Annotated in this window: 19 protein-coding genes; 9 read left to right on the forward strand and 10 right to left on the reverse strand. The window is 43.1% G+C overall.

What is annotated here, in order from left to right; genetic code table 11:
* Nucleotides 1-32 precede the first annotated feature (32 nt).
* The 10 genes from AAEY93_RS01775 to AAEY93_RS01820 form a co-directional block, all read right to left on the reverse strand.
* Nucleotides 33-1190 carry a PP2C family protein-serine/threonine phosphatase gene (locus AAEY93_RS01775; RefSeq protein ID WP_124014086.1) on the reverse strand — a complete coding sequence of 386 codons (1158 nt, stop codon included), beginning with the start codon at nt 1188-1190 and terminating at the stop codon, nt 33-35.
* A gap of 9 nt (nt 1191-1199) precedes the next feature.
* Complete coding sequence (locus AAEY93_RS01780) at nt 1200-1775, reverse strand: MlaC/ttg2D family ABC transporter substrate-binding protein (protein WP_124014085.1); 576 nt, start codon at nt 1773-1775, stop codon at nt 1200-1202.
* A complete protein-coding gene (gene mlaD / locus AAEY93_RS01785) occupies nt 1775-2224 on the reverse strand; it encodes an outer membrane lipid asymmetry maintenance protein MlaD (RefSeq protein WP_101033856.1) in 450 nt (149 codons plus the stop codon). The genes AAEY93_RS01780 and mlaD overlap by 1 nt, the downstream gene beginning before the upstream one ends.
* A 12-nt stretch (nt 2225-2236) precedes the next feature.
* The gene (locus AAEY93_RS01790) at nt 2237-3031 is read right to left on the reverse strand and encodes an MlaE family ABC transporter permease (protein WP_351074637.1); all 795 of its coding nucleotides are present in this window, start codon (nt 3029-3031) and stop codon (nt 2237-2239) included.
* Nucleotides 3031-3828: an ABC transporter ATP-binding protein gene (locus AAEY93_RS01795; protein ID WP_124014084.1), complete on the reverse strand. Its 798-nt coding sequence runs from the start codon at nt 3826-3828 to the stop codon at nt 3031-3033. The genes AAEY93_RS01790 and AAEY93_RS01795 overlap by 1 nt, the downstream gene beginning before the upstream one ends.
* A complete protein-coding gene (locus tag AAEY93_RS01800) occupies nt 3821-4150 on the reverse strand; it encodes an STAS domain-containing protein (RefSeq protein WP_101033853.1) in 330 nt (109 codons plus the stop codon). Before AAEY93_RS01800 ends, AAEY93_RS01795 begins: the two co-directional genes overlap by 8 nt.
* Before the next feature lie 6 nt (nt 4151-4156).
* Entirely contained in the window at nt 4157-4558 is a 402-nt protein-coding gene (locus AAEY93_RS01805; RefSeq protein ID WP_101033852.1) for an ATP-binding protein, read from the reverse strand.
* 3 nt (nt 4559-4561) lie between these two features.
* Nucleotides 4562-5455 (reverse strand): MlaA family lipoprotein, encoded by an 894-nt coding sequence (locus AAEY93_RS01810; RefSeq protein ID WP_101033851.1) that lies wholly within the window; start codon nt 5453-5455, stop codon nt 4562-4564.
* Nucleotides 5456-5782: 327 nt separating this feature from the next.
* A complete protein-coding gene (locus AAEY93_RS01815; RefSeq protein WP_335689381.1) occupies nt 5783-6001 on the reverse strand; it encodes a DUF6500 family protein in 219 nt (72 codons plus the stop codon).
* A gap of 246 nt (nt 6002-6247) precedes the next feature.
* Nucleotides 6248-6811 (reverse strand): TetR/AcrR family transcriptional regulator, encoded by a 564-nt coding sequence (locus AAEY93_RS01820; protein WP_101033850.1) that lies wholly within the window; start codon nt 6809-6811, stop codon nt 6248-6250.
* 69 nt (nt 6812-6880) lie between these two features.
* Here AAEY93_RS01820 and AAEY93_RS01825 point away from each other — a divergent pair, with 69 nt between their 5' ends.
* The 9 genes from AAEY93_RS01825 to AAEY93_RS01865 all read left to right on the forward strand — a co-directional run bounded on the left by AAEY93_RS01825 (nt 6881) and on the right by AAEY93_RS01865 (nt 17607).
* On the forward strand, nt 6881-7954 hold the full coding sequence (locus AAEY93_RS01825) for an alcohol dehydrogenase family protein (RefSeq protein WP_198554772.1): 1074 nt from the start codon (nt 6881-6883) through the stop codon (nt 7952-7954).
* Between the two features lie 726 nt (nt 7955-8680).
* Complete coding sequence (locus tag AAEY93_RS01830; protein ID WP_101033849.1) at nt 8681-8878, forward strand: twin-arginine translocation signal domain-containing protein; 198 nt, start codon at nt 8681-8683, stop codon at nt 8876-8878.
* A gap of 18 nt (nt 8879-8896) precedes the next feature.
* Nucleotides 8897-11755 (forward strand): formate dehydrogenase subunit alpha, encoded by a 2859-nt coding sequence (locus tag AAEY93_RS01835; RefSeq protein ID WP_351074642.1) that lies wholly within the window; start codon nt 8897-8899, stop codon nt 11753-11755.
* Between the two features lie 28 nt (nt 11756-11783).
* Nucleotides 11784-12380 carry a formate dehydrogenase FDH3 subunit beta gene (gene fdh3B, locus AAEY93_RS01840; protein WP_101033847.1) on the forward strand — a complete coding sequence of 199 codons (597 nt, stop codon included), beginning with the start codon at nt 11784-11786 and terminating at the stop codon, nt 12378-12380.
* Nucleotides 12381-12428: 48 nt separating this feature from the next.
* Nucleotides 12429-13445 (forward strand): formate dehydrogenase subunit gamma, encoded by a 1017-nt coding sequence (locus AAEY93_RS01845; protein ID WP_124014080.1) that lies wholly within the window; start codon nt 12429-12431, stop codon nt 13443-13445.
* A gap of 327 nt (nt 13446-13772) precedes the next feature.
* Nucleotides 13773-13889, forward strand: coding sequence for a DbpA RNA binding domain-containing protein (locus tag AAEY93_RS21260; RefSeq protein ID WP_459178790.1), 117 nt, complete (start codon nt 13773-13775; stop codon nt 13887-13889).
* Between the two features lie 614 nt (nt 13890-14503).
* Nucleotides 14504-15394 carry a hypothetical protein gene (locus tag AAEY93_RS01855; protein ID WP_124014079.1) on the forward strand — a complete coding sequence of 297 codons (891 nt, stop codon included), beginning with the start codon at nt 14504-14506 and terminating at the stop codon, nt 15392-15394.
* Between the two features lie 80 nt (nt 15395-15474).
* Nucleotides 15475-16644: a DUF5692 family protein gene (locus AAEY93_RS01860; RefSeq protein ID WP_351074645.1), complete on the forward strand. Its 1170-nt coding sequence runs from the start codon at nt 15475-15477 to the stop codon at nt 16642-16644.
* Between the two features lie 102 nt (nt 16645-16746).
* Complete coding sequence (locus tag AAEY93_RS01865) at nt 16747-17607, forward strand: hypothetical protein (RefSeq protein WP_101033843.1); 861 nt, start codon at nt 16747-16749, stop codon at nt 17605-17607.
* Nucleotides 17608-17696 lie beyond the last annotated feature (89 nt).

Consider the following 17696-nt stretch of genomic DNA (forward strand, 5'->3'; position numbering starts at 1 on the left):
TCCAGCATCCCGTCCCCTAACCCGAGTTGAACTTAAATAAACTGGATAGCACACATGGTCAAATCATCCTGAAATTCTGAATAACCGCAAAACAGTTTCATTTGCTGCTCAAGATATTCCAGCATCGCCTCGGGTTGATCGGGCGCAGCACTGATGGCTTTTTCTAAACGATCGAAACCGAATAACTCTTTTTGAGCATTTTGCGTTTCGATAACCACATCGGTATACACAAACAAAATATCACCTACATCTACGCTGACACTATAGGTATCCCAATTTTGTTCACGCAGCACGCCAATGGGAATGCCGCCTTGATCTAGGGCGACGAGTCTATTGGCTTTTTTCAAATACGCGTGGGGATGACCGGCATTAGCATAAATAAGTTCTTTTTCTTTGAAATTATAACGTAACACTGTCGCGGTTAGAAAACTGCCGCGAGGCTTTTTAGTGAAAAAATGTTGATTGATATAATTGAGGACTTCAGAAGAACTGCTGTTTAAATCTTTTGGCTCAAAGGTGCGCAGTATGGCGTCTATCATGGCGGTTTCTACTGCCGCGGCGGGGCCGTGACCCGATACGTCAGCAATAATCATTCCTACATCGCCTCGGACGTCCGGGCGACTTTTACCCAAATCGACAATATCTAGATAATCGCCTCCGGCGCCTTTCATCGCTTTATAGGTATAAGCCATTTTGACCGAACTGAGTTCGATACCTTTGTCTGGCAACATTAGCTGTTGCAAGCGCGAAATCTCATCTATTTCGTCGCGGATCCACACTTGAGCAGCATTAAGCTGTGAAGAGGCTTCTGAAAATTGAAAACTTTTTAACTGGTACAGTAGCTTGAAATACAAGGCACTAACATGATGCGACTCAACGCCGGCAGGTAAATCGAGCAAAATGATACAATCAAATAAGCTCGATTCTTTACCAAAGGGCAGCGCCCAACATGTCTTGCCATCATCATTTAATGGCATTATTTCAGCAAGGCTATGTTGCAACGACATGGCGGTAAACTGCGTATAGAGTCTGCTGTAATGATCATCACACAGGGATGAAAAATTACAGCTAATTTGGCCATTCTTCTTAATTAAGTAATAATTAAACTCACTTAATGTGGCTGCCAAAGTGGTTTTAAACCATAAGGTTTCATCAATGATATTGTTGGCTAGCGCTTTATCTATGCTCAAAGGAAAACCTTACTTTTGGGCTAATTTAGCAGCAAGGGCTTCATTTAACCCACTGACACCACTTTGTTTCAACGTTCTTCGATAGTCATTGCTAAATGTACGGATCATCGACAAGCCCTCGGCGACAAAATCGTAAATTTTCCATTCATTATTACGTTGATAAAGTCGATACGAAACCGGAATAATATTCTCTTTGGTATGAATTTCAGTATCAACCGTCGCATAGACTTTTTTCTTAATAGTTTCACTGGTGTAATCGACCGTTTGGTTATCATATTCCTCTAATAATATAATATAGGTATCGACTAACACACCTTTTAATAGCAGCATAAATTGGCGTTTTTCGGTATCGTTTGCTTGTCTCCAATACTTACCTAACACCCGTTGGGCTGAGGCTTGTAGATCAACATGCTTTTCAATCACATTACTGAGTGATTGTTTTTTCTGTTCCGCTGACAATGCACTATCAGATGCAATACCTATAATATCAGCCACACCTAATTTAACGCGATCCGTTGGTTCTTGAGCCGCTAAAGCTAAAGACGGCATCACTAACAACATGATTAAAAAAATTATCGATTTCATTATTTATCCTGACTAAACATATATTTGCTAATTAACTCTTCGATACTGATTGATGATTCAGTATCAATAAACTCATCACCATCGGTCATATTGATATCTGAGCCACCGCTGGCAATTTTAAGAAATCTGTCGCCGATAATACCGGATGTACGAATAGCGGCCACGGAATCATCAGGCACGGTAATCGAATTATCTAATGACACCTTAACGACAGATTCATACGCTTTGGGGTCGTAATTAATTGATTGAATTAATCCAACACGTACACCAGACATTTCAACAAAGGCACCTTCTTTCAAACCTGAAGAATTTTCAAATTTAGCAACTAAGGTATATTGACCACTATTAGAAATGGATGCCCCACCAATGGTAACAGACATAAATACCAAGGCCCCGCTCCCGATTAACACAAATAGGCCGACGAGAAAATTGACGTAATTGTTTTTCATTGTTACCTCTAGTTAAAGCGCTAATGAGCTAACGATATAGTCACTAAACAACATAATAATTGCACTCATTACCACCGCCTGAGTGGTGCCATTGCTGACCCCCTCTGCGCCCATATTCTTTTGATTCCGGTGTAAATAATAGCCGTAATACAAGGGTATCCACATAATGAATAAACCAAATACCAACGACTTTATTTGACCGACTAACACATCTTTAAAGCTAATCGTATCCATCACACCTTGAATATACGCACCAGGACTTTCTCCTTGAATGTGTATGCCGACAATATAACCACCGCCAATACCCACCAAGTCAAACACGGCCGTCAGGATAGGGACACAAATCAACGCAGCCAGCAGTCTTGGCAACATTACATAGCGATAACTGTTAATCGCCATGCAATCAAGCGCATCAAATTGTTGCTCATTACGCATAATGCCAATTTCTGAACAGGTCGCAGACCCTACCCGTGCAATCACCATTAACGCGGTCATCACCGGGCCCAATTCTTTAATCAGGCTCAAGGCTACTGCCGACCCTAATAAATCTACCGAGCCGAATCGCACTAAGGTATCGTAAAACTGCAGTGCCACGACCATACCGGTAAATAATGCTGCCACAATAATGACGATTAACGATCGATTACCAATAAAATATATTTGCTTAATCACTTGCTTAAATGACACCCGCCCAGTGAATAAGCTGCTAACAATGCGCAGTAAAAATAACGTCGCTAGGCCAACACTATCAATGTTTTTTCGGGTTGCCGCGCCCAATTTACTAACCGAATTAAATAAGGTCGACATCAAGTTTTTTCCTTATCTAACAATCGATTAAGGTAAACCTCACCATCGTCTCTGTGAGTATTAGGTTGACGGTTGATCATGTGTTGAATGCGTTCATCTGGCGAATTTTTAATCTCATCAACGGTGCCGTTAGCCACCACTTCTCCGGCAAATAATACCACCACGCGATCGGCAATTTTAAACACACTTTCAAGCTCATGAGTCACCACCACTATGGTCATGTTCATCGCATCTCTTAGGGTTAAAATAAGCTCATCCAATTCTACCGCGGTGGTGGGATCAAGCCCTGCTGAAGGTTCATCAAAAAACAGTAACTTAGGGTCCATAATCACCGCCCGAGCTAATCCGGCTCGCTTGAGCATGCCGCCAGACAGCTCAGAGGGCATAAGATGACCAGTGCCAGCCATATTCATTAATTCAAGCTTCATCCGCACCATAATATCAATGGTTTGAGTATCTAAAGCGGTATTTTGCTCTAAGGGTAGCCTGACATTATCGGCCACCGTCAATGAACTGAGCAGTGCGCCGCCTTGGAACGCCACGCCCATTTTTTGACGTAAGTTGCGTAATGGCTTATTTTTGGCCGTAAAAATATTCACACCATCAATCATGATAGTGCCTGAAGTCGGGGTTTTAAGCCCAAGCATATGGTTGAACAAGGTGCTTTTTCCTGAGCCAGATCCGCCCATCACCACCAGAATTTCTCCGGGTTTGACCTCTAAATTGACATCTTTGAGTACATGGGTGTCGCCATATTGGGCAAACAAATGTTCTACGGTAATGATTGGTTTAACCATTGTTACTCACAGCTGCTACTGAATCTACTAAGTTAAATACTGTGTTTAACCGAGTTAATTGCAGTACTTGAAGAGGGGAACCGTTGGCACCAGCTATATGAAACTCAGTGTCGTTTTCTCTGGCTTCATTGAACGCCTCAACCAGTGACGCCATACCTGAGCTGTCGATATATTGCAGATGGGTGAAATCGACAATGATGTTATTTTTACTCTTAATTAATTTTATAATGTCGAGTTTGATACTGCGCGAATTGTTCAGATCCACTTCACCATAAAGCTTAATCACTTGGTAATTGTTCTGTGTTTCAATTTCAATATTCATTTTATATCACTTAAATTTAACCGTCAGTTCTAACCAATTGCCTTTACCTTTATGCGGGATAAGTCGTACTTTCTCTGCCACATAATGGATCAGGCAAAGGCCTAATCCACCGGGTTTACATAAATCATTTTCTGTCGGTGTTAATTGCTTGTCAGTAATCTGCGAACACACATCTTTAATCACAAATAGCGCATGATCATCATGACTGCTAATCACTAGTTCTAAACAGCCTTTGCTCGACATGTGGTAACCATGACGAATAACATTGGCGCAAGCCTCATCAACGGCTAATACGATTTCATTGACTTTACCTTCGCTAAAAGGAAAGTCGCGGCAAGCATCTATCACAAATCCGCGAATATTTTTTAATTCACTCGTACAAGAGGAAAACGTTTTGATGTTTGACATTGGCTAGTCCGTTATCTCGAAATGAGTTTTGTCGTCTACTTTTTTGTCATCTATTGGTTTGTCGTCTATCGGTTTATCGTCTACTGCTTGGTTATTTAATGGTTTGGTCTCTAACGTTTTAATATCTAAAGGTTGTTCATCTACTAATTCGTTATCAAGTGGTTCGTCACCTAATAGTTCGTCATCAAGCTCCATGTCAAACTCTAAGTCAAACTCATCAGTCTCAATCTCATCGGTCTGGCCATCATTGACCAAGTGCGCATCCCGTTGCAGATAGACATCTTTAACATAGCCATAAGGATCTAACGACCCATCTAATATGGGTTCATATTGCTGAAATTCAATCCTACTGTCTAAACCTTCTACTACAAATTTACCGGCTCTTTGCTCAAATGAAAGAATAGATAAAGGATAGACAAAAATATCAACAAAATCACCGACGGTATTGCGTGCCGTGCTGGCGCCATAAACAGGCCACATAATATAAGGCCCATTACCGATCCCCCATGCACCAAATGTTTGCGCAAAGGTCTCTTCTTTCTTAGGTAATCCCATGCCAGTGGCGGGGTCAAAAATACCGACAAGACCAATTGTTGTGTTCAATACAAATCGTAACACTGTGCTGCCACTGTCGGTCACTTTACCTTGTAGAAGATTGTTCACGGCGTAGAGTGGTTCGCTTAAATTCGATAGCAGGTTCGTCACACCATTTCGGATAGAATGAGGAACATATTCATAACCTTCGGCGGCGGGTTTTAGCAGATGTTTATCCATTATCTGGTAATTGAAATACCAACTTTTTCGATTAACCGATTCTAGTGGATCACCCGGTGTGGAGGTGCTAGCACATCCACTTAAAAACAGTAGCGTGAACATAATAACTAATAGTCGACCCATTACTGCCACCCATTCCTCCGGCTTTTATTCAAAAGTATCTGCTCTCTATATTGGTATTGAGCACAACATTTACTATCGTTTACGATACTCAAGATTGGAAATATAACATTAAAACCACTGAAACCATTAATACAAGTTTGATTGATCGTTCAAAAATAACTTATGTCGTGATCGAATCAGCTAAATGACCCACCTTATCCATTAAGGTATGGCTTAACATGCTCGTTGATCGTTTGTTGATGACTAGTTGGTTGATGACGGGTTGTTGATGATGGGTTGTTGATAACCGATTGTTAATAACTTAACGCGCATAAGTGCTGCAGATCATTACAAGCCATTATTAATCATTTGTTTAATTTTATCAGCCTTAACGAAATGATCTAATTGATGAGTCTGGATCCACCATGTCGCCGCTTCCATCAGTAGCTCAGGATTATCATTTTTATTGGCAAAAAAAGCATAAAATGACAACCCCACATTATCGCCTTTACTGGCAATTTTTTTATCACAAACGTCGATAATTTTAGCTCTTAATTTATCTCTCATCATTTATCTCTCATCATTTATCTCGGATAGTTTGTCTCGGATAGTTTGTCTCGGATAGTGTATAGCCATCAGCAGATGGTGTTTATAGGATATTGCCATCGCAAAAAAATATCTGCTGATATTTTAAAAAGTGGTATATCACGGTCAATTCTTCGTTAGCGTCGCGCCCAAAAAGCTACCGCCACGGTTATGACAGCTATAAAATCGACATTAACTTATTGAACATAATTGCAGTCATACTCAAGGCTATTGATTGTGTTTGATTTTAGCACTCTGCTTAATTATCCATTCAGCCTGTTTGATCACCTGCAGGCAGTTATCACGAGGTGAGCCAATTGCAGATATAGCGGTTACGCCCTCGAGTAGTATTATCAATATTGAAACCAAATCGTCATCAGAAATACCGTCATGCTGTAAGCGTTGAGTAAGGTCGACTCGCATTCGCTGCTTGTGCTCCAAGACGAAATTCTCGATACGTGAGTGCTTACCCTTATATTCTGCTAAAGCGTGCATGTAAAAGCAGCCATGACTAGCCTCTTTCTCTAACCAATTCAGCAATGAATAAAACGGGATCAGTGCATGGAAGTGAGATGTATTTAAGCGCGCTAATCTAGCAAAATCTTGAAAGTAGCGAGACTCACGTTCACCCATAATGCATAGAACTAAGTCTTCCTTGGACGGGAAGTGCTTATAGAGCGTTCTCTGCGTTGTCCCTGCTTTTGAAGCTATCCTTGCAACACCTGTGCGATGAAAACCCTCTTCATAAAATAACTTTTCAGCGGTGTGCATTATATCATTTTTTTTTGACAATTTTCGCCTCTACATGCAAGTATAGTGACCACTATACAACGAATACCATTCTATAGGAAAGATGTGCTAATGATGAATAAAACAATGAAAGCCGTTGTGACCATGGGCAGTGGCGGAATGGAGCAACTGGTCTATAAAGATGTCCCCATTCCAGAACTGCAAGCAAATGAAGTTCTCGTTCGTGTGCTCGCAGCGGGTGTGAACAACACCGAAATTAATACTCGTTTAGGCTGGTATTCTGCCAAGGTGAGTGAGTCAACCAATAATATGGCCGACAACGTGGATCAACAAGCGTTAGCTGATGGAGGCTGGAATGCGGCAACACCATTTCCGCTGATCCAGGGAACAGATTGTTGTGGCGAGGTCTTAAAAACAGCAGAGAACCACGATCAACATCTTGTTGGCAAGAGAGTGTTAATTCGACCTTGTATCCGGGTAAATGGATTTGGTTCGTTGGACAATATCTGGATGGCATCTGACTTTGATGGTGCATTCGCCCAATACGTAAAAGTATGGGCTACAGAAGTTTTCCCTATTGATTCAACATGGCAAGATGATGAATTGGCGAGCATACCGTGTGCTTACGGCACCGCAGAAAACATGCTTCATAGAGCACAGGTTATCCAAGGTGAGCGTGTGTTAATTATGGGAGCATCTGGCGGCGTAGGTTCAGCGGCTGTTCAGTTAGCGAAACGTCGAGGCGCGCACATCATTGCGGTCGCATCATTAAAAAACCATGCCCAGCTGAAAAAAATGGGCGCAGATAGTGTCTTTGATCGTGAGGCAAATCTCGTTAAGGAGTTGGGGGAATCATCAATAGATGTCGTTATTGATAATGTGGCCGGTGATAAGTTCGGCCGTGCTCTGCAAATATTAAAACGCGGTGGCCGTCTGGTGACTTCAGGAGCTATAGCGGGACCGATTGTGTCATTAGACCTTCGCCAACTCTATTTAAAAGATATTGGGTTGATCGGTACAACGGCATGGGATGAACCCGTGTTCCCCAACCTAATAAGGTACATTGAAAACAATGAAATAAAACCTTTGGTCGCAAGAACATATGCTTTAGAAAATATTGTAGAGGCTCAAACTGAGTTTTTGAAAAAACAGCATTTTGGCAAATTCGTCCTACTGCCAAGCTAATTTATCGCTAGTGTTAAACCGCTATTGCTAAACCGCTACTGTTAAACAAGAATGCAACGCACTTCTCGCTGGTACTATACGGCTGTGTATTTGCTGATTAAGATGGTTAATCGCAGGGCCAATTACCTACTAATACCGATAGCTAATCAATCAGCCTGCTACACAGCAATCCGGCCGCGCTACTCAAGAGGTCCTTAACAGCATCTATGCTTAACGCCAGCATATAGATCACGGTATTGGTCTTGATTAGGCTGATATTTGATATAATCATTCTAAGAAAATTGTACCTGATAGCCTACCCAAGTATGTTGATTGTCTTAAGCAATGCTTGCTTAAGACGCTTGCGGCTAAAGCGAATGGGCTAACACCATTCGATAACATTTAACCCTGCTTAGAGCCATTATCCTACCCAAACTGCGATCTCAACAGCCTCTTTCCCTGGTGCATTAATCTAGGCAAGACGTCGTTCGCCAGACGCTGACTATTGATTTTATATCGCTGCTGTTTTAGTGAACAGTCACCTGTGTGATCTGGCAAACATTTTTAGCTTTTTTATGAATAAACCTCCACATTCTTAATATAGATCAATTAAGCCTATTCTCATTCTTTTAGTATGACCGCGAAAATAAGCACTACATATATGTGTAGTGATTATTCATTTTTATACAACAAAAATGCAACCTCTACAACATGTTGCAGAAAATAGTCGTTTCGATGGGAGATTTAATGAGTAAGCAACAACTTGATTTGAATCGCAGATCTTTACTAAAAGCCATCACTATTGGTGGTACAGCAAGTGTCGCGATTGCCGCAACTGGCATGAATATTGCTAATGCAACAGAAAAAAGTGCTAGCACTTCTCGCACTAAAGGCTATCAAGAAACAACTCACATTCGCAATTATTACGATAGCTTACGCGGCTAGTTTAGGAGAATTTAAGCGATGAAATTAACTCGCAAATCAATCACGGCTCCTACCAATGAAGCTTCAAACAAGCTTGGTATTAATCGTCGTCAATTTATGAAGCAAATGAGTGTTGCCACCGGCGGTATTGCGGCAGCATCAATGATGGGCACTGGCATGATCCGTCGTGCTGAAGCGAAAGATGTGCCCCACAATGCACCCACTGAAATCAAACGTACTGTATGTAGTGCGTGTGCCGTAGGGTGTGGTGTATATGCCGAAGTACAAAATGGCGTGTGGACTGGTCAAGAGCCTGCATTCGACCACCCATTTAACAATGGTGGACATTGCGCTAAAGGTGCGGCATTACGCGAACATGGTCACGGTGAAAAACGCCTTAAATACCCAATGAAATTGGTCGGCGGCAAGTGGAAAAAAATATCTTGGGAGCAAGCTTTTAACGAAGTAGGCGACAAGATGACGGATATTCGTAAAGAGTCAGGTCCTGATTCGATCTACTTTATGGGTAGCGCTAAGTTTTCGAACGAAGGCTGCTACATGTATCGCAAATTTGCCGCCATGTGGGGCACGAACAACATCGACCATTGTGCTCGTATTTGTCACTCTACCACGGTAGCCGGTGTTGCTAACACTTGGGGTTACGGTGCGCAAACTAACTCTTTTAATGATATTCAAAATGCCAATGCAATCTTCTTTATCGGTGCTAACCCTGCAGAGGCGCATCCGGTTGCAATGCAACATATCATGATCGCAAAAGAGAAAAACAACGCTAAATTAATCGTTGTCGATCCTCGCTTTACCCGTACTGCTGCACACGCAGACCTACATTGTGGCCTACGTCCTGGTACTGACATTCCGTTTATCTACGGAATGTTATGGCACATCTTTGAAAATGGTTGGGAAGATAAAACCTTTATTAAAGAACGTGTTTTCGAAATGGAATCCATTCGTGCAGAAGCCAAGAAGTTCCCACCTAAAGAAGTGGCCAGTGTCACAGGTTGTAGCGAAGAAGAAGTTTACCAAGCCGCTAAACTAATGGCTGATAACCGTCCAGGTACCGTTATTTGGTGTATGGGTGGTACTCAGCATCACGTGGGTAATGCTAACACACGTGCTTATTGTATTTTACAGCTTGCGCTTGGCAACATGGGTGTCTCAGGTGGTGGTACTAACATCTTCCGTGGTCACGATAATGTACAAGGCGCGACTGACTTAGGTTTATTATTCGATAATCTACCGGGTTACTACGGTTTAACCTCTGGCGCATGGGAACATTGGACCAATGTCTGGAGCCTAGATTTAGATTGGGTTAAATCACGCTTTGATCAAAACAAATATTTAGGCCGTGTACCAATGAATACCCCGGGTATTCCATGTTCTCGCTGGCACGATGGTGTGTTAGAAACGCCTGAGCATTTAGCTCAGAAAGACCGTGTGCGTATGGGCTTCTTCTGGGGACAATCGGTTAACACTGAAACTCGTCAGGCTGATGTACGTGATGCACTAGACAAGATGGACACTGTGGTAGTGGTTGATCCATTTCCAACCATGGCAGCAGTTATGCACCGTCGTCAAGATGGCGTGTACTTGTTACCTGCAACGACTCAATTTGAAACAGAGGGTTCAGTCTCTAACTCTGGTCGTAGCCAACAATGGCGTGAAAAAGTGATCGAGCCATTATTTGAATCGAAAACTGACCTTGAAATCATGTACCGCTTATCGCAAAAGCTGGGCTTTGATAAAGAGTACACCAAGCGTATCGCTAAAGATTCAAGCGACATGTTGGTGATAGAAGACATTACTCGCGAAATTAACCGTGGTATGTGGACTATTGGTATGACGGGCCAAAGCCCTGAGCGTATTAAGCAACACACCCTAAACTGGGGCTTATTCAGCAATAAGACCCTAGAAGCTGCCGGTGGCGAAGTAAAAGGTGAAACCTACGGTTTACCTTGGCCATGTTGGGGAACACCAGAACAGAAACATCCAGGTACTCAAATTTTGTATGACACAAGTAAACATGTGTCAAAGGGTGGTGGTAACTTCCGCGCCCGTTACGGTGTTGAATACCAAGGAAAAAATCTATTAGCAGAAGATAGCTTTTCTCAAGGTGCAGAAATCCAAGACGGTTACCCTGAGTTCACTTCAGGCATGCTTAAACAGCTTGGCTGGTGGGATGATTTAACGGCTGAAGAGAAACAATATGCTGAAGGCAAAAACTGGAAAACCGATATTTCTGGCGGTATTCAGCGTGTCGCGGTGAAGCATGGTTGTAGCCCTTATGGTAACGCTAAAGCGCGTTGTATCGTGTGGAATTTCCCCGATCAAGTGCCTATTCACCGTGAACCCTTGTATACCCCGCGTCGTGACTTAGTCGCTAAATATCCCACTTACGATGATATGCAAGTTCACCGTTTACCGACCTTATATAAATCAATTCAACAGCATGATAGTTCTATTAAATATCCTTTAATACTGACTTCTGGCCGTTTAGTTGAGTATGAGGGCGGTGGTGAAGAGTCGCGTTCTAACCCTTGGTTGGCAGAATTACAGCAAGAAATGTTTGTTGAAATTAACCCAGCGGATGCAGCGGATCGCGGACTACGCGATGGTGACTCAATATGGTTAGAAGGCGCTGAAGGTGGACGCATTAAGATTAAGGCCATGGTAACGCCACGCGTTAAGCCTGGTGTGACTTGGATGCCTTATCACTTTGCCGGTGTCATGCATGGCGAAAGTTTAGCGGCTAACTACCCAGAAGGCACAGTGCCTTACGTTATTGGTGAATCTGCTAACACGGCATTGACTTATGGTTATGACCCTGTAACTCAAATGCAGGAAACCAAGGCATCGCTTTGTCAGATTGAAAAAGCGTAATTGCAGTTAAGCGAGGAGAATTGCCAATATGGCTACAATGAAATTTTTATGTGATACCAAGCGCTGCATCGAATGTAACGGTTGTGTCACAGCTTGTAAAAACGAAAACGACTCTGCTTTAGAGTGGGGTATTCAACGTCGTCGCGTGGTGACACTGAACGACGGTGTTCCTGGTGAAGTGTCTATCTCAGTCGCATGTATGCATTGTACCGATGCACCTTGTATGGCGGTGTGTCCGGCAGATTGTTTCTACCGTACCGAAGACGGCATCGTGCTACACAACAAAGATACGTGTATTGGTTGTGGTTATTGCTTCTATGCCTGCCCATTTGGTGCGCCGCAGTTCCCGCAAAAGAGTACTTATGGTGGCCGCGGCAAAATGGATAAATGTACCTTCTGTGCCGGTGGCCCAGAAGAAGATCATTCAGAAGCTGAGCATCTAAAATACGGTTCAAACCGTATCGCAGAAGGTAAATTACCCATGTGTGCCGAGTTATGTGCGACTAAGGCATTACTTGCGGGCGACGCTGGCATAGTGTCTGACATTTATCGTCAGCGCATGGCAGCACGTGGTAATCCCAATGCAATTTGGGGTTACGATCCTAAAACAGGCGAAATAATCTAATCAGAGCATGGGCTGCGACCTTGTTCGCAGCCATTTTAAGGAGTGACAATGTTAACGTTAATGTTAAACAAATCATTGCGCAGGATATTTGCTCTGTTGGTTCTGTGTATGGGATTGGGGTTGGCTACAGTGCCTGTGTATGCCGCCGATGAACAATCAAGCCAGCAACAAGCAAAGTCGATGACCAGTGATGCCGATCTCTGGCGTGCAATAAAAGCCGGTGAATCAGGCTACAGCACATATAAAGGTGTAGATGCTGATATTCTAATAAATGTCGCGGGTAATGAAGGCAAAATATTACGAAATACTTATCTAAAACCGTTACTAGGCCTAGCTTTTGTCGGGGTTTTTGTAGCCTTTTTAGTCTTTTACTTTGTTAATGGTCCATCTACACTGAGTAAAGGCTTTTCCGGCAAAATGGTCTTTCGTTGGAGCAAAGCGGATCTTTGGTTGCATTGGATTATGGCCGTATCGTGCCTAATCATGATGTTAACTGGTTTGGTCATTATGCTTGGACGCCATTTCTTAGCCCCGTATGTCGGCGACGATATTTGGGCAGGAATAATCGCCTTTAGCAAGTTTAGCCACGATTGGTCTAGCCCCATTTTTATGGTGTCTTGGCTGGCGTGTGTTATCAAGTGGATGCCACTACAAACCGTTAAACTGTATGATTTAAAATGGTTTTTAGTAGTCGGTGGCTACATTAACTTTGGCCCGTTTAAAGGTAAACACCCAGACAGTGGGTTTGCCAATGCGGGTGAAAAAATGTGGTTCTGGAGCTTAGCTATTTTCGGTCTTTGCATCAGTGTGACCGGGATAATGTTAGTCTTCCCTACACTTGATTTACCACGAATATGGTCAATGCTTGCGCTGCTTATACATGGCGTCAGCGCTGTGATTATTGTCGCGTTTACCATAGTGCATATTTGGATGGCGACCGTACTCAGTGAAGGCGGTATGGAGTGTATGGTCTCGGGCTATTGCGACGAAAACTGGGCTTCACAGCACCATAACTTGTGGTACGACGAAATTAAAGCCAATGGCACATTAAAATACAAAGAGTAAACCAATAATACTGGTGTTAACACACACGTTTATTGCATAAATCAAACACCTTGTCAGGTCACTGGCAAGGTGTTTTTTTATGACAGGAGCTAATGGTTTTAGTTCAAAAAGAGAGCAAGTATAAGATGAATTTAATCAACTGCTTAATAAACTTTTTCACTGGCAGAACGATTCAATAAGTTATATTGGTTAAGCGTCAGCCTGTTGCTAGGACACAAACATGTTACTTGCCAATATCATTGTAGTTAATAGGCAATATAAAAATGGATTATATAAACTTCATAGACAGGTTTTGGCAACGCCGACAGCCTTAACAATAACCCAGATGTGAAGATAAAACCTTATGTTATCGATATGGGTCGTGAACATGGTGTGGGTAATATCGTTAGTGCTATCGCTAACGAAGTTAACATAGACAGCCGTTATATTGGTCAAATCCAGTAATAGGATCAAGTAACAACCGCTGATTTACCAGAAAGTAGGCTAAAGACGCTCTACAGCATCTACGTAAAGTTCACGTATGTGACAGAGCGCAGAACATTGGTGAAGCTGGTGGTGAGATAGCTTAAGACTCTGGTGGTGAGAACGCTAAAGACTTTGGTCGTTGAGCTCCTCAACGTGACCGCTCAGCAGGTGCCGCGAGCATCGTCTATGCAAACCAAGAAACAATATGGTCAATCCTCGAGATTAATCCTGTAGATCAAAAAAGGAGCCTAAGGGCTCCTTTTGTACCTATTGGCGCTTAAATATAATACCGATCCCTTCCTACCGCCTCCAAAGATATCTCTTAAACACACTAAAAAAACCTAAGTTCAACCTAAGTTAAACCTAAGTTAAACCTAATAAAGTAACGTTTAAAGTACATTTACCACCAAAAAACCAACACTAGATCACAAAATTTCAAAATCAACCTAAAAATACAAACAGAGATATAACGAATGAGAGCTAGATCACAGTCATAACCTCCAACAAACTAGAGTATATGCTCTAATTTAGAGTATAAGCTCTAATTAGTTATAGAGTTGTTAAACTCTTTCAATGGGCTATCTGGAGGCATTATGGAAATCCCCGTGTGGCAATATGTTGTATCTATGAGTGGTTACATCGTTTTCTTACTCTTATTGGTTGAAGGCATGCGCCGGACACCAAGACTAACGGCAGTGTTTTGGGTGCTGTCCCTACTCACCGCCCCTTTATGGGTTGATCACTTAGACGGCTGGTTTCGCTGGGCAAAATCAGTTAGCGTTTTATTACCAACGGCTATTGTTGTCGGTGGTGCTAGGATTGCCTGGCTCTATAACGATAACCCAAACCGGGTGCTGTCTTTCTTCCGTGGTGATTGGGTACTTAAAGTGCTCTATGCAGTGTTATTCCTTAACATTGCTGAAGCGACGCTAAAAGACTTTGCAACGGCAAACTACTTCAACGCTATTTGTGGTTTCATCTTATGTATCACAATTCCATTCCCTCGCTATAAGAATGGTAAGCGTCAGTTCTGGGTTATAGGCAGAGACAAGCCAAATGATCTTCTGCTCTATTCAACGGCGGCGTGGAACTTCCTCTACACCACTTGGAACTTAGCTTTCGTCTTCGGTGAAAACCCTGGTTTCTTCGCTAGCTCCTTCTGTATTTTGATGGCGGCTGAGCTTTACCCCATCATCAAAGGCCGTCCAGAGCTATATATCATAGCGCGAGTTTACACCTTAGCTTTTCACATCTTGATAAGATCCAATTCCGACATATTCACTCCCCTGATGGATTCCAGCAGCTGGGCTAATGACAATGTGTTATGGGTTTGGGGCGCTGTCAACTTGGCTCTGCATATCCCGTTTGCAATCTGGTACTTCTACAAGCAGAAAACCAGCCCAACAAACGAACCTCCCTGCGGTGACAATCCTGCGCCCTTAATTAGCGACCTTGAACCAAAACTCGTTAAACAAACGGCCTAGTACTGCAAGGCGTTGGCTTAAGCCAAAACGCTTAAGCCAACGCCAACACTGCCAAGAGTTCACGCTAAGAGGGGAAGCATATGAAATTTATCACACTCAAATCCATGGCCTTGTCTCTGCTATTGCTCCTTGGCACCGGCAGTGCTCAGCAAGCCATTGCAGACACCCAAAGCCAAGATGCACTGCAGCTTCAAGGGGAAGTCTGGCAAGGCACAAGAGACGGAAAACCCGGTGAAGGCAGTTTATTCTATCGCCTAGAGTTCACTGAAAATAACCACGTTAACGTCATGAAACAATCTGGCGGGTTTAACAAGGTTGAGCAACAACAATGGCATGAACATTTAGGCGAGCTAGTCATTACTAGCACCCCAGGCAATGAAATCACTGATTTTGATGGTGCCCGTTTAACGTTCATCGACGACAGCCAAATCCAATTTAGCCTCGATGGTGACAAGTTTAAGATCCACGAATGGCACATGGTTCGTGCTGTCATCCATGTTCTGTTTGTATTGTGTGGTTTGATGCTACTCAATGAAATATGTCGCCGCTATAAATGGAGTAACTACGTACTCTGGTTCCTGCTGCCCATCGTCCTTATTCCACTCTGGTCAAGCTACGGCATCACCTACTGGTTTAAATGGGTAAAACTCTATTCAGTTATCTTCGCTGCTGGACTATTCACCTTAATACGATTCACTAAGATTGGGAATATAAAATGGGCTAAGTTCGGCGCAGCCGCCTTCCTAGCCGTTAACATTGCCGAAGCCGTGACCCAAGATTTCACTATGGGTAATATGGCCAATATCTTAAATGCCATTGGTGGCGTGCTCTCCATCATCACCTTGACTGGCTGGGCCATGATTGCCGCCGACAAGAGCAAACAACAAGACATGATCTGGCCTGCCATGACCACCTTCTGGATCATCGCCTACGACGTGTGGAATATCGTTTTTGTCTACCTTAATTTCCCCGGTTCTGCCACAGCCCAAGCCATGGTGTTGCTTGCGGCGACCCTACCGGCCCTGTTTGTGAAAAAAGGCACTTGGTTACAAGCCCGCGCATTTACGTTGGCAGGCTCGTTTATGTACTACTTCTGCTTTCCGTTTATGTACGAAAGCAACGTAGTGCCTTTACCCCGTAATGATGAACTTATGTTAGCGGCAGGCCTTGCCAGCTTCCTAATCAATAGTGCTTATGCTTATGTTTTCTTTAGTAAAAAATGGAAAAATCACCAACTTAACTTAGCTTAACTCAGGGCATCAGTCACTTCCCCTGCTGATGCCACCGTTCCACTGCTTGACCATACGTTAATAAAACACATTAATGATAATGATAAGATTCTGGAGTAAAACATGAAAAAAAAATTACTTACCATAGCAATCCTTTCTTCAATGATTTCTGCTAGCGCCATTGCCGAAGAGATAAATAATGATATTGACATGTCTGACCCCACAGACGTGTCTACCTCAGTTGGCGCATCCTATGGTAACGATGGTTTTAACATCAAAGGTCAGTTGATGTTGTCTGAAAAGAGCGCCACCAGCGGTCAAAAAAGCGGGGTGATTTTCGAAGCGAAAAACGTCTTCAATGAAGATGCCGACACCCCTAAGTTTAGTGGCATGGTCTCTCACCCTACCTATGGATCAGTTCCAACCTTTAACGATACTAAGATTGAACGGTCTTTCCGTCTACGTTACGGCACAATTAACACTAACAATGGTATAGGCTGGTCAGCCGATGCCGTGTTTGGTGACCATCCCTTCTACGGTAACTTTGCTGTCATCCAAGCAGGTCCTGTGATGACCATTCCCGTCACCAAAGACCTATACATATGGCCAATTCTGTATGCTGGCGCCGTGGTAGTTGAAGACAATATGTCGCAACTGCTGCCACCAGAAAAGGCTGCGGCCGCTAACATGTCTAGCAGTGGTATCGACATAGCATCAACAATCATGACAGGTATGATCTACACCCGTTACACCCTTTCTGAGCACTACTGGGTACTGTTAAGCACCTCTTACACCGAAGAACTACAAGGTAAATCTTGGCATGATGACGTGCTCGATGGCGGCCTACAAATGCCAAGTTTTCAAGGTGAAATAGCCGTCGCCTATCAAATGAACAAGCGTCAAAACATTCGTTTAAACTACAAAACTGACAACAGTGACGACACTGATGACTCTTACTGGGTTGAATACAACCAGGCATTTTAATCATCAAGGCGGGCAGCATTAGTGCTGCCCGCTGACGAGTTTTAACATAATTGTCAGCTAGATCATATGTTGCCTAAACAGTTAGCAGT

Source organism: Shewanella sp. CAL98-MNA-CIBAN-0140, from assembly GCF_040309905.1.
GTDB lineage: Bacteria > Pseudomonadota > Gammaproteobacteria > Enterobacterales > Shewanellaceae > Shewanella > Shewanella psychromarinicola.